Here is a 12,343-nt window from a genome sequence, read left to right on the forward strand (position 1 = left end):
AAGACTCCCGTCGAGTTTTCACGGTTGTGCAAACGGATAGATACGTGCCCAGTCCCGCTTCATGCTGATGACCGTCCAGCCACGTGCCGTGGCTTCGTCCAGCGCCTTGTCCAGCTTGCCGACGCTCGATTGGCGGTCATACGCGAACTCCCGCTCGGCATCGTCGTGATGCACGAGCACGGCCAGGCGCGCGCCGGCACCGGCCATCGTGTACTGCAACATCTGCAGGTCGCCGTCGGAGTTGCCGACCGCAACGATCGGCCGCTTGCCAATCTGGTGATAGATGCCGACGGGCTTTCCCGGACCGTCGTCGATGAACTCGAACGTGGGTCCGCGTACCAGCGCCGGCTGTCCGTCGCGGACCTCGTACTTGACCGCCTGCGTGGAGCCGATGACCTGCTCCGGCGGAATGCCATAGACGCGCTCCGACCAGGGCCGCATGAACTCGCGCGTGCCGCCGGAGACGATGTACGTCCTGAAGCCGTTGGCGCGCAGATAGTCGAGCAGTTCCAGCTGCGGCTGGTAGACGAGGTCCGTATAGGGCCGCCCGAACCTGGGATGGCGCGCCTGCGCGAGCCATGCACGGATCGTCGCGTCGTACTCGTCCACCGTCATGCCGCTATTGGCAATGGAGACCAGCTTCAGCAGCGCCTCCTGCTGCCGCATCAGCGCCGGCATATCGTTGGCCATCAGCGCGACGAACGCGGGATCGTTGCGCCATTCGGGATGCCGTGGCGCGGCCGCGCGGACCTGATCGAACAGGAAATAGAACTGGAAGTACAGCGGCTGCTCGCTCCACAGCGTGCCGTCGTTGTCGAACACGGCAATGCGGTCCGCGGGCGCCACGTAGTCGGCGGTGCCGGGCTTCGTCACGGCGTCGACGAAGCGGACGATGGACTGCCGTGCGGTGTCGTCGCGCCACGATGGCAGCGCACTGGCCGCGGAGGTGGCGCTGGCCGACGGCGACGCGCCGGCCGCGCCGCCATCGGGCGGGATCGCGCATCCGCTCAATGCGGCAAGCAGCATCGCCACGAACGTCACGCCCGCCAGCAGATTGCCGAGCCGGCGAAGGTGCCGCGCGGGGAGGGTCACGCGTCGCGCCACGCGCGCGCCGCTCATGGCACTGGCCTCGTGGCCTGCATGGCCAGCGCGGACTGCGCGCGCATCTCTGCCCATCGGCGCTCGTCCATCACCAGCCGAAAGCCGAGATGCGACATGCTCGTGTACGGATCGGTGCCGCGGCGGGCGCTGGGCCGGTAGCTGAGGCAGAAGTCCTCGTTGCAGAGGAACGACCCGCCGCGCGTCACGCGCTTCGGCGCGTTCAGCGGCACGCCGGGTTCGCTCGGATCCCACGCATCGGCCGGACCGGCGGGATTGCGGGGCATATTGCCGGCGACGGCCTCGCGCCGGAACTGGTCCGCGCGGTACCAGTCGGCCACCCATTGCCACGCATTGCCGGTCATGTCGAAGAGCCCGTAGCCATTCGCGGGAAACGTGCCCGCCGCACTGGTCCCTAGCGCGCCGCCGGCCTTGGCGCTGACCACCGGAAATGGCTGTGCCTGCTGGCCCTGCCAGACGTTGGCCATCTGCCGGCCGTCGGGGGCGAAGCGGTCGCCCCAGCTATAGGTCGCCTGCTCGAGCCCGCCGCGCGCCGCGAACTCCCATTCGGCCTCGGTCGGCAGTCGCTTGCCGACCCACCTGGCGTAGGCCTGCGCGTCCTCGTACGAGACCTGCACCACGGGATGATCGTCCTTGCCCTCGATGGAGCTGCCCGGGCCCGCCGGGTGCCGCCAGTCGGCGCCGGGAACGAAGCGCCACCAGCGCGAGGACTCGCGCAGCGGCACGGGGCCGTTCGTGCCGACGAAGACGAGGGCGCCCGCCACCATCGCGCTGTCGGGCGGACGCGGCGTACCCGGTGGCAGCTGCACTTTCATCGTTTCCCAGTCGGGTACGCGCTCCGCTGTGGTCACGTACTGCGTGGCTGCCACGAACCTGCGAAATTCGGCATTGGTGACGTGGTGCTGGTCCATCCAGAAGCCATCGACATGCACCTTGTGCGCGGGGCGCTCGTTGGCCTGGCTCATCTTGTGGTCGCTGCCCATCAGGAAGTCGCCTCCGGGTACGTGCACCATGCCGCGCGGACCGGTTACACCATCGCCGGGCGCGATGGCACGTGTGGATGCGGCCCCTGCCGAGGCGTGCGGCACGGCGTCGAACCACCACGCCGCGCCCGCGCCGGCCGCCGCCATGCCGAGCACAAGCGCGGGCCCCACGATGCGGCGTCCCCACGCTGCGGGCGCGATGGCCGCCGTTCGGCCGGGTTGTCGTTCTCCCATTGGCACTCCTTGCTCCATACGCGGGCAATCCCACCCAGTATGTGCAGCGACCCGCCCCGAACGGAATGCAATCTTTCCGTAGCTGATCTGAATGAATTTGTGCGCGCTAGGGATTGAGCGGCGGCAGGCGTCCGCGCGCGCGGGATGCGGCGCGATAGGCGGCAATCTGGCGGCGCATGGCATGCCAGCGTGCGGGGTCGCGCCGGCGCCAGCGGACATATGCGTAGGCAAACACGCCCAGGCACGCCACGACGGCCGCCGCGCCGGCCATTACGCGCGGGTCCAGCCGGTCGATCCAGCGCGACAGCCGCGCGAGCGTTGCCCCCGGAGGGCTCGGCCCCACGCCGGGGCCCGCGCGGCCGACGTCGATCGTTACCGCCGGGGCAGACGATTGCATCGCCTTGCCGCTTGCCGCGTCGTACCACGCCACAGACACGGCCGGCAGCCGGTATTTGCCGCTGGCCTCGAACACATAGGTCACCGTCTCGATGCGACGGCCGCCTGTCGTGCCCGCGCGCGTGGCGCCATCGGCGAGTTGCGGATCGGCACGGTACTGCTTTGCGCCGCGCACGGGGTCCATCGTCGGCGGCGCGATCATCATCGCGGGTGTGCCGGGGGCGAAGATCGTGATCGTGCGCACCAGTGCGTCACCGGCCTTGAGATGCCCCGCCTTGCCGTCGATGGCGTGATCGAACTGCTGTGCGATCTCGATGGGCACCGCGGGCAGCGTCGCGGCATTGGGCCTCGTCTGCGCGGCCGCGGCCCGCTGGCCGCCGACATGCAACGTCGTCGGCGGCAATGTCACGCGCGCATTGCGCGGCTTGCCGTCTTCGCCCGCGAAGGTAAAGGCGATGTCCGGGGATGTCAGCGCGATATCGCCGGGCGTCTGCGGCGTCAGCACGTAGGTCTTGCGGATGCCGGCGTAGCTGGTGCCGTCGATCATCTCGGTCGAATTGATGGCGCGCTCGTCGGGCATCGTGATGACGGCGCCGGGGACGCGCAGCGTGGGAAATGTGGGCGCGGACAGAAAGAAGTTCGGCGCGAGGATGGTGACCTCCACCTGCAGCGACTGACCGACCACGGCCGGCTGGCTGCCGACGATCTTCACCTCGACCTTTGCATCCACCTTCGCGTCCACCTTCGCGTCGTCCGCCGCATGGGCCGCGACGGTCAGGCATGCCCATGCGAGCCCCGCCAGCCAGCGCCGCGTCATGGCTTGCCCTGCTGCAGGGCGAACTTGCGTGCAAGCAGTTCGGTGGGCGACGTCTGGATCGCGCGCATCCACATGTCCGCGTTTTGCTGGACGAGGCCCTGCTGCATCTTGTCGCCGCCCGGCGGCGGCGGGGGCTTGCCGCGATCGATCTCGATCTTGTCCGGCTTCAGGTCCGGCGGTTCTTCCTCGCCCTGTTGCTTCTGCTCCTGCTGCTTCAGCAGGGCCTCCATCCGCGCGAGGTTCTGCTGCGCCGGCGGCCAGCCCGGACGCTGCTGCAGGGCATACCGGTATCGCGCCATGGCTTCGCGATATTTCTGCTGCTGCGCGAGGGCATTGCCGAGATCGAACTGCGCTTCGGGGGTGGACACCCTCTCGAACGCGCGCGCGGCTTCGGCGAATTTTCCGGCGCGATAGTAGGCGACGCCACGCCACATCGGATCTTCGAACAGCGTGGCCGCCCGCGTGAAATCGCCCTGTTCGAATGCGCGGCGCCCCTGCTGGTCGTGCGTGAGCCACAGGTCCGCGAAGCGCCACGGCCGTATGGCGGTGTCCGCTTGCGCAAGCAGCGGATCGTGCGGGGCACTGATGGCGACGGTCAGCAGCGCGCCGGCGATCCAGCGGATGGTCCAGCCCTTGCGGAACCATAGCAATGCGAGCAACGCGATCGGTACCGTCAGGGGCCATCCCGCGTCGTGCCAGCGCAGCGTGTCTTCGGCACTGGTCTGTGCCATATGCGACTGGATATGGCGCTGGACCCATGCCACGTCGTCGTCGCTGTCGGGTGTGATCGTCGTCACGGGAATATCGGCGTCGCGCAGGGCACGCAACGTTGCCGGGTCGAGACCGGGCGCGGTGCCGTCGCCCTCTTTCAGCGGACCGCCGTCCTGGGTGCCGATGACCAGTGCCACGACCTGTGTGCGTTTGTCGCGCTGGCGCAGCGCGTCGGCCGCGCCGGGTTCGAGGCCATCGGTCAGCAGCAGGATGGTGCCCGGTATCGGCTCGCGTGCCATGGCTGTCGCGATCATCCGCACGGCCTGGGCGGTGTGCTTGCCCGGCACGGGCATGATGCGTGTCTGCAACGCGTCGGCAAAGGTTTGCAGCAGCGCGGCGTCGTCGGTCAGGGGCAACACGAGGTGTGTGGAACCGGCGTAGGCGTACAGCGCGGTGCGGCCACCGTCGCGATGGGCGAGCAGCGCGCGGATCTTGAGCTTGGCGCGCTCGAGCCGCGTGGGCGTGACGTCGATGGCGTTCATCGTGGGGGCGAGGTCGACCGCGATGGCGAGCGGGGCCTTGTCGGCAAGAAACGGCGGCCGTTCGCGCTGCCATGTCGGCCCCGCCAGGGCGATGGCGGCGATCGCGAGCAGCAGCGTGACCAGATGCACGGGGCGCACGGCAAGCCGCCCGCGCTCGCCGACGACGAGCGCGTCGAGCAGATGCGGGGCGATGGTGCCGCGCCAGCGGCGACGCACGTCGCCGTGCCGACGCACGGCCCAGGGGAGCCATGCTGCGACGAGCGCGAGCAGGAGCCACGAGGGCCGCAGAAAGTGAAACTGCGCGAGGGCACCGATGGCGTCGGTCATACCGCCCCCTTGCCCGCGGCAGGCGCTGACGTGCGGGCGATCCAGCGCGCGACGTTGTCGGCCGACGGCCAGCGCAGCCGCGAGAACTGGGCTCGCGAGAGGTCGGCTTGCGCTAGCCGGCGCGCGGTCCGGCGCACGGCGTGGGCCGCCGACAGCCAGCGCGTGGCGTAGGCGGCCGGCAGCCGGCGCGGTCGCGGGCGGCGGGCTGGTGCGAGCGCGATGGGCGCCTCGGTCATACCGCCCCCTTGCCCGCGGCAGGCGCTGACGTGCGGGCGATCCAGCGCGCGTAGCTGGCCATCGACAGCTGATACGCCACCAGCAACAACACCGCCGCCCCAAGCGGCCACATGAACAGCTCACGTCGGGGCCGCCAGCTCAGCGTTCGCACCTTGTGCGGCGTCACGCGATCGAGCGTGCCATAGATCGCCGCCAGCGCATTCTGGTCGGCGCCGAAGAAATATCGGCCCCCGGTTGCCGCGGCAATGCGCTGCAGCGTCTCCAGATCGACCTTCTGCTCGCCCGTCGCCGCCGGGTCGCCGATGCCCACGGTGTGCACGACGACACCCCGCGCCCTCGCAATCTCGGCCGCCTGCAGAGGCGGCATCCTGCTCGCGGTATCGTTGCCGTCCGTCAGCAGAATCAGCACCTTCTCCGTGGCATGACTGTGCTCGAACATCTTGATGCCAAGCCCGATCGCATCGCCCATCGACGTGCTCGCGCCCGCCATGCCCGGCACCATGTCCCCAATCAGCGTGCGCGCGAGCGCATGGTCGAGCGTGAACGGCGCCAGCGGATACGGCGCATCCCCAAACACGATCAGCCCGATGCGATCCCCCGGCCGATGCGACACGAACTCGCCCACCACCTCCCGCACGGCCTGCACGCGCGCTTCCATCGCCCCGGCCGGGTTCCGGAAGTCGCGCGTATCCATCGACTGCGACAGATCCAGCGCCAGCAGCAGATCGCGCACGGGTTCGGTCTTGTAGACCGGCGGCTCCAGATACTGCGGCCGCGCCAGCGCCACCACGATCAGCCCCCACGCCACCGGCGCCAGCACGCGCTGCGCGACATTGCGATGCGGCACATGCGCGCCCGTCGCGGGCTGCAATCCCGCCGCACTGGCTACCTCCCCAAAATAAGGCAGCCGCACTGACGCGCTCGATTCCCGATACGGCGGCAGCAGCCACCACACGAGCAACGGCAGCACCAGTGCAACAAGCATCCACGGATAAGCGAGCGCGATCATGCGGACGGCACCCGATGCCCGGCAATCCATCGCCGGCAGGCCATCGCCACCTCATCGGCGCGCGCGGCCGGCCACGCCGCAAGCACCGATGCGTCACGGTACTCGGCGTCGATCAGCGCCTGCAATGGCGCCATCGCATCGGCGGCCTTGCCCGCATGCGCGCGCAAAAACGCATGCCATGCCTCGCCGGCCAGACCCGCCACCTCGACGCGCGGCCATGCGGCCAGCGCGCAGCGCTTGAGCAATACCGACAGCGCCATCAACGCGCGCGCGCGAGCCGCCCCTTCCTCGTGCAGGTCGGCCCGCAACCGCGCCAGTTCCGCGAGCGCTTCACGCCGATACCGGTTCGCGCGCCAGTGCCGCCATCCGCGCCACGCCAGCCAGGAGGCCAGCGCGAATACGACGACGGCCAGCACGAGCCACCCCACCGTCCCCGGAAACCAGGAAGGCGGTGACGGCATGACGATATCGGCCAGATCGGGCAACGCATGACTCCCATTGGCAACCGCAACGGTTGTCATGGGCAGCGTAGCGCGCCCCGCGCGGAAAGCGAATTAAGAGTTTTGGGAGGCGAGTTGAATGCTTTGGGCGGCGGCCGCGGCTCAGCGGCGCAGGCGCACGAAATCCGCGAACGAGACGAGCTTGCGCTTCTCGTTGGACAGGGTCTTGCGCCCGGACTGCGTGGATGTCGTGGATGTCTTGCGTGCCGACTGGCCGCGCTCGAACTTGGCGGCCGCGCGGGCGTCCTCGCGCGCATGGGTCTGATCGGACTTCTGTTCGGCTTTCTGGCGTTCGGCTTCGAGCCGGGCCGCCGCGCGCTCTTCGCGCGCGATATCCTGCGCCACGGACAGGATCTCCGCCTTGAGCAGATCGCGCCGCTGCCGCGCGGCCAGCCTGGCCGCCTGCAACTGCTCTTTCCGCTGGCGCAGCCAGTCTTTCCGGTTGACGGGCGCGGGCCGCGCTTCCTGCGGCACGCTCAGCCGCAACGCCCGGCTGGTCGCAACCTTTTCCGCCTGCAGCGTGCCTCGCGCTTTTTGCTTCGCCGAATCTTGCTTCGGATCACTCACGCTGGATCACTCCCCGCCCACTTATCGGTGACGCATAGGCATCACCGGTGCAAGTCCTCGAAACGACAACCATACCATAGGACGCATGCGCGGGCGGGCGGTCAACCGGGCAGACAGTCCCGGAATTCGGCACGCAACGCCTGCACGGCGGGAAGGCTCGCCTGCGGATCGGTCGAGATCAGCGCGGCCATCTGCGCGGCATGGCAGACGAGGCCATTGGCACAGCGCACGATATCCTCGACCTCCGCGTCCGCGGCCGCGTTGCCGGATCGCGACATCGGGCGTATGCCGCCGCGCGTGAGCCCGTTCGCGGCGCGCAATGCCCGCGACCGGTACTCGCCGAGGTGATCGACGATGTCCTTGCTGCGCGGGTCGTCGAGCGCAAGCAGCGCATCGATCATGACGGTCAGGCCGGGCGCCTCCTGGTCGGTGTTCCCGGCGGCATCCCCGGTGGCGTGATACTGGCGCACCCACCGCTCGTCCGCGGCCTCCAGCAGCCAGACACAGCGCATCAGGCTCTCGAACTGCGGCCGGAACAGCGCCAGCGCCGCGTTCGGCATGCCGATCGTGAGCAGCGCCACGGCGCCCGTCGCATGCTCGACGGACATCAGCGCGCACTGATACGCGGCAATGGTGCGCGGATGGTCGGTGGGAACGGCATCCTTCATGCTCGCCACGGCGGCGCCATGCAGGGCCGCCGCGCGCGACAGGATTTCCATGGACATGAGTCGGGCCTCGTTGAGAGAGGCCCGCATTCTATCCCCTATCGACGGTCACGTTCATCGGCGCCCTCATTTCTGTGTAGATCATTATATAAATCGCTTGACCGCCCGCCAACTCTCGCATAGTTTTGCGTCAATCGACAGATCATCCAATCAAAGACTGGCCGGCAATGGCGCGGAGCATGGCATCTTCCCATCGAGACATCATCGTCGTCGGCGCTTCCCTCGCGGGGCTGACATTCGCCCTCGCCTGCGCAAAGCATGGCGTACCCGTTCGCGTGCTGGAGCGCGCCGAGCGAAGAGTGCATGGTGGCGACAATCTGAGCGTGAACCTCGCATCCATTGCGGCAGCCGTCGGCTGCGATCCGCGTTCGGCGCCGCAACTGCCCGTTGTGCGCGCCTATCGTGACCGGCATCTGACGGCCTGGCCAGCCTTGTACGATTGGCTTCGCGATCGTGCCGGCGAGGCCCCGGGCATTACGCTGATGGAAAACATGACCGTTAGCACGGTCGAGTCCGGGCATGACAAGGCAACGGTAGTGCTCGCCGACGGCTCCACCTTGTCCGCCGATGCGGTCATCGGTGCCGATGGCTACCGCAGCACGGTCCGCCGTGCGATCGCGCCCGAGCTGCCGCATGCGCGTTACGCGGGCTATATCGTCTGGCGAGGACTGATCGAAGAGAAGATGCTGCCATCGCCGGTGGACTGGCCTTCCAATGGCGGCCTATGGATCGAATTCTCGCAAGGGTACCGCCTCGTCGCCGCGGTGCTTCCCGGACGTGACGGATCGCTCGATCCTGGCCAACGGCAGGTGACATTCGCCTGGTTCGATGCCGGCCGGGAAGCGCTCCTCCGGCGCACGCATTGTCTGACCGAAGACGGGTATGTGGTCGGAACGCTCGGCGCCGACGCCATCGGTGACGATGTCAGAGACGAACTCGCCCGGCTCGCTCCGCGGGTCTGGCCCGACCCGTGGGTCGACGCCGTGACCGCGGGGGTGCGCGCGGCCGGCACCATGCGCGGCGCACCGATCGCCGAGTACCGTCCCGACCGGCTGGCATCGGGGCCATTGGCGATCATCGGCGATGCCGCGCACGTGCTCTCTCCCATGACCGGAAGCGGTTACGCCACGGGCGTCGAAGATGCGGCATACCTTGCCGGATTGCTGGCGGGGGTCGCGCCCTCGATGCCCATGGACGTGCTGCTGAAGCAGTACGAGCAGGCACGTCTGCCCTACATACGAGGGCTCGTGAACCATTCCATGACGTTGTCCGGCGAATTTCGCCGCTATGCGGCTACCTTTGCGCGCTGAGGCCCGACCCATGCACCTCAACCTTCACCAGCTGGATGCGTTCGCGCGCGTGGCACGGCTCGGCGGCTTCTCGCGCGCGGCCGATCAAATGCATCTGAGCCAGGCCGGCCTCAGCATTCTGATACGCAAGCTCGAGACCCGGCTTTCGGTCCAGCTGTTCGAACGGAACGCGCGCGGCGTCACGCTCACAGCCTCCGGAAGAGGCCTCCTTCCCATCGCGGAGCGAATGCTGCAGGACGCCCAGACGATCCTGAACAACAGCCAGCAGCTTGCCGAGCAAGCGGTCCGTCGGATCACCGTCGCGCTGCCACCCCTCCTTGCGTCGACGGTGCTTCCGGGAGTGCTGTCACAGTTCCAGGCGTCTCACCCCACGGTGAACGTCAGCTTTCGCGAGTGCGTCGGCGACGAACTGGTTCACCACGTCTACACGCGAGGCGCCGACTTTGCGATGACGTTCCAACCCGCCGACAACGGGGAACTGGAAAGCCTCCCGCTCGGCCGTGACCAGCTCTGCGTCGCCCACACCCCCGATCATCCGTTGTCGCAGCTTCCGCGCGTTCGCTGGTCCGATCTCGTCGGTCTGCCCATCATCGTCAATACGCCTGGCAGTGTCGCCCGGATGCTCGCGGAGGATGCGTTCGCGAGCATGCAGGAGCCGTTGCAGCCTGCCTTCGAGACAGGCAATCACATGACTTCCGTCGTCCTGGCCGGTGAAGGACTTGGGGTCGCCATCGTCTCCTCCACCGTCCAGGGACTCGCGCTGTCGATGAACGCGGTCGTGCGGACATTGATCGGTCCGCAGATCACGCGCTCCCTTCAGGTGCTCAAACGCCGCGGTTCGCCGCTAACCGAACCGGCAAGGGCCTTCGTGGACCTGTTCGGCAAGGCCGCCACACGCGAGATGTCCGCCGCCAGGACGCCCATCTCGCGCCGTTCGGTCTAGGCGAACCGGTTTTCGATCACGCCCAGGCCATCTACCTCGATCCGCACACTGTCCCCTTCCTGGAGGTAGCGCGGCGGCGTCATCCCCATGCCCACCCCGGCCGGAGAGCCCGTGGCAATGACGTCGCCGGGATACAGCGTGATGCCTCGCGAGCAGGTCTCGATCAGCGTGGGGATGTCGAAGATCAGATCCGTGGTCACGGCGTCCTGACGCAGTTCGCGCTCGCCCGACGCCGTGGTGACCCAGCAGCGCACGCGCGTGTTCGTGCCATCGAGCTCGTCGGCGGTCACGATCCACGGGCCCATCGGACAGAACGTGTCGAACGACTTGCCGAGGTCCCACTGCTGATGGCGCATCTGCACATCGCGCGCCGTCACGTCGTTGACGATCGTGTAGCCATAGACGTGGCCCATGGCCTCTTCACGCGAGATGTTCTTGCCGCCCTTGCCGATCACGATCGTCAGTTCGGCCTCATAGTCGATCTGCGCCGACAATGGGCCGGGCAACTTCACCGTATCGTTCGGCCCGATGACCGTCTCCGGCGCCTTGGTGAAGAAGATGGGCCACGCCGCCGGGTCCGGCGCGTTGTCCTTGAACACCGTCGTCTCCAGCTCCCTGGCATGGGCGCGATAGTTGCGTCCCACGCACCAGAGGTTGCGGCGCGGAACCGGCAACGGTGCCTCCAGCTTCGCCTCACGCAGATCGAAACTGTGTGGTTCGAGCGGAGGGAGTTCGCCACCGTTCGCAATCGAATACTCGATCACGGCCAGCGCGCCACGCCGGGCCTGATCGGCGGCGAGCATGAACGGGCGAATGGACTTTCCATCGCCGGACACGACGCCGACACGACGGGCGCCATCTTTGAGGATTACACCGATACGCATATTACTTCCCAGAGGTTGAGTGAGTCGTTCGATAGACCGGCGCCGGTTGCGTGAAGAACGAACGGAGGATGTGATAGACCATCTTGTAGTTCTTCTGCTGGAAGCTGGCGTGGGCAATGCCCGCCATGACCGCGAACTGTTTGTCGCGATTGGGCAGGAGCTGGAAGAATTCGAGGAGATCCTCCTCGCTCGCGATGCCGTCGTATTCGCCGCGCATCACGATGGTCGGCATCGGCATCTTTGCGGGATCCACGATCGGCAGCTTCGAACACATGTCCACGTAGGTTCCCGTGGGCACCGAGTCGTCCAGCGTCAGGATGGCATCGGCGAACGCGTTGACGGTCGCATCGTCCGCGGTGCCTGGGTGATCGCGATTGAAAATGCTGTGCACGAACGCATTGTCGATGGGGCGCCGATTCTTGCTCAGCCACTCGTCGAGCCGCTTGCGCCGCGCCTCGAGCGTGGGACTGCCCTCTCCGGTCCACACGAACGCATCCAGTGCGAGCCGCTCGACGCGCTCGGGATGCTGCTGCGCGAACAGCGCCGCCTTCAGCGCACCGGACGAAATGCCATAGACCAGGAATCGCTCCGCCCCCGTATGCGCGGTGATGAACGTCGTGGCCGCGGCCAGGTCGGCCGCGCCATTCGCGATGTCGAAGTTGATGTCGCGATGCTTGCTGGATCGGCCATAGCCTTCGCTATCGACGCACCACGTGTCGAAACCCTGCGCCGCGAACCAGTCCATGACCGACGAGTCGGGTCGCCCCGGCACATGCAGGTCGAAAGTGGGCTGTCCGGCCATGGACGATCCATGCACGAACAGGATCGTGCCCGCCGCCTTCTGGTTGCCCGTCGGCGGCTTGCGCCACATGAAGAGATCGACGCCGCCGTCGCGGGTGGTCCAATGCTCCTCCCCACCTGTCCACTGCACATCCGGCTTTCGATGCGAAGCCGTTGCGGCGGGTTGATTTGCCATCGTGTTCATAGGCCTTCCTCCTTGAAGATATGGGTTCGAATGAATGTCAATGCCCGGTGGGAC

12 protein-coding genes are annotated in these 12,343 nt (G+C 67.6%); 2 read left to right on the forward strand and 10 right to left on the reverse strand.

What is annotated here, in order from left to right; translation table 11 throughout:
* Positions 1–18 precede the first annotated feature (18 nt).
* The 8 genes from FOB72_RS22160 to FOB72_RS22195 all read right to left on the reverse strand — a co-directional run bounded on the left by FOB72_RS22160 (position 19) and on the right by FOB72_RS22195 (position 8,167).
* Positions 19–1,119, reverse strand: a complete 1,101-nt coding sequence (locus tag FOB72_RS22160) for an HAD family hydrolase (RefSeq protein ID WP_411859871.1) — start codon at positions 1,117–1,119, stop codon at positions 19–21.
* Positions 1,116–2,336, reverse strand: a complete 1,221-nt coding sequence (locus FOB72_RS22165; protein WP_150374856.1) for a formylglycine-generating enzyme family protein — start codon at positions 2,334–2,336, stop codon at positions 1,116–1,118. The genes FOB72_RS22160 and FOB72_RS22165 overlap by 4 nt, the downstream gene beginning before the upstream one ends.
* A 106-nt stretch (positions 2,337–2,442) precedes the next feature.
* Entirely contained in the window at positions 2,443–3,549 is a 1,107-nt protein-coding gene (locus tag FOB72_RS22170) for a BatD family protein (RefSeq protein WP_150374857.1), read from the reverse strand.
* Positions 3,546–5,129 carry a vWA domain-containing protein gene (locus FOB72_RS22175; protein WP_150374858.1) on the reverse strand — a complete coding sequence of 528 codons (1,584 nt, stop codon included), beginning with the start codon at positions 5,127–5,129 and terminating at the stop codon, positions 3,546–3,548. Before FOB72_RS22175 ends, FOB72_RS22170 begins: the two co-directional genes overlap by 4 nt.
* Positions 5,130–5,361: 232 nt before the next feature.
* Positions 5,362–6,375: a vWA domain-containing protein gene (locus tag FOB72_RS22180; RefSeq protein ID WP_150374859.1), complete on the reverse strand. Its 1,014-nt coding sequence runs from the start codon at positions 6,373–6,375 to the stop codon at positions 5,362–5,364.
* A complete protein-coding gene (locus tag FOB72_RS22185; RefSeq protein ID WP_150374860.1) occupies positions 6,372–6,896 on the reverse strand; it encodes a DUF4381 domain-containing protein in 525 nt (174 codons plus the stop codon). The genes FOB72_RS22180 and FOB72_RS22185 overlap by 4 nt, the downstream gene beginning before the upstream one ends.
* Before the next feature lie 81 nt (positions 6,897–6,977).
* Positions 6,978–7,442 (reverse strand): hypothetical protein, encoded by a 465-nt coding sequence (locus FOB72_RS22190; protein WP_191002377.1) that lies wholly within the window; start codon positions 7,440–7,442, stop codon positions 6,978–6,980.
* A 101-nt stretch (positions 7,443–7,543) separates the two neighbouring features.
* Complete coding sequence (locus tag FOB72_RS22195) at positions 7,544–8,167, reverse strand: DUF6988 family protein (RefSeq protein WP_150374861.1); 624 nt, start codon at positions 8,165–8,167, stop codon at positions 7,544–7,546.
* A gap of 179 nt (positions 8,168–8,346) precedes the next feature.
* Between FOB72_RS22195 and FOB72_RS22200 the strand changes: the two genes are divergently transcribed.
* Positions 8,347–9,477 carry an FAD-dependent monooxygenase gene (locus tag FOB72_RS22200; RefSeq protein ID WP_150374862.1) on the forward strand — a complete coding sequence of 377 codons (1,131 nt, stop codon included), beginning with the start codon at positions 8,347–8,349 and terminating at the stop codon, positions 9,475–9,477.
* Positions 9,478–9,487: 10 nt separating this feature from the next.
* Positions 9,488–10,420, forward strand: a complete 933-nt coding sequence (locus FOB72_RS22205; protein WP_191002378.1) for a LysR family transcriptional regulator — start codon at positions 9,488–9,490, stop codon at positions 10,418–10,420.
* Here FOB72_RS22205 and FOB72_RS22210 read toward each other — a convergent pair.
* The gene (locus tag FOB72_RS22210; RefSeq protein ID WP_150374864.1) at positions 10,417–11,304 is read right to left on the reverse strand and encodes a fumarylacetoacetate hydrolase family protein; all 888 of its coding nucleotides are present in this window, start codon (positions 11,302–11,304) and stop codon (positions 10,417–10,419) included. The genes FOB72_RS22205 and FOB72_RS22210 overlap by 4 nt on opposite strands.
* 1 nt (position 11,305) lies before the next feature.
* Entirely contained in the window at positions 11,306–12,289 is a 984-nt protein-coding gene (locus tag FOB72_RS22215; RefSeq protein ID WP_223851744.1) for an alpha/beta hydrolase, read from the reverse strand.
* Positions 12,290–12,343: the final 54 nt, after the last annotated feature.

Origin of the sequence: Cupriavidus pauculus, from assembly GCF_008693385.1 — a bacterium.
GTDB lineage: Bacteria > Pseudomonadota > Gammaproteobacteria > Burkholderiales > Burkholderiaceae > Cupriavidus > Cupriavidus pauculus_D.

Bases quoted from the DNA above. Each gene is read 5' to 3' on its own strand.
- FOB72_RS22160 (WP_411859871.1), bottom strand. From the start codon at position 1,119: ATGAGCGGCGCGCGCGTGGCGCGACGCGTGACCCTCCCCGCGCGGCAC.
- FOB72_RS22165 (WP_150374856.1), bottom strand. From the start codon at position 2,336: ATGGGAGAACGACAACCCGGCCGAACGGCGGCCATCGCGCCCGCAGCG.
- FOB72_RS22170 (WP_150374857.1), bottom strand. From the start codon at position 3,549: ATGACGCGGCGCTGGCTGGCGGGGCTCGCATGGGCATGCCTGACCGTC.
- FOB72_RS22175 (WP_150374858.1), bottom strand. From the start codon at position 5,129: ATGACCGACGCCATCGGTGCCCTCGCGCAGTTTCACTTTCTGCGGCCC.
- FOB72_RS22180 (WP_150374859.1), bottom strand. From the start codon at position 6,375: ATGATCGCGCTCGCTTATCCGTGGATGCTTGTTGCACTGGTGCTGCCG.
- FOB72_RS22185 (WP_150374860.1), bottom strand. From the start codon at position 6,896: ATGACAACCGTTGCGGTTGCCAATGGGAGTCATGCGTTGCCCGATCTG.
- FOB72_RS22195 (WP_150374861.1), bottom strand. From the start codon at position 8,167: ATGTCCATGGAAATCCTGTCGCGCGCGGCGGCCCTGCATGGCGCCGCC.
- FOB72_RS22200 (WP_150374862.1), top strand. From the start codon at position 8,347: ATGGCATCTTCCCATCGAGACATCATCGTCGTCGGCGCTTCCCTCGCG.
- FOB72_RS22205 (WP_191002378.1), top strand. From the start codon at position 9,488: ATGCACCTCAACCTTCACCAGCTGGATGCGTTCGCGCGCGTGGCACGG.
- FOB72_RS22210 (WP_150374864.1), bottom strand. From the start codon at position 11,304: ATGCGTATCGGTGTAATCCTCAAAGATGGCGCCCGTCGTGTCGGCGTC.
- FOB72_RS22215 (WP_223851744.1), bottom strand. From the start codon at position 12,289: ATGAACACGATGGCAAATCAACCCGCCGCAACGGCTTCGCATCGAAAG.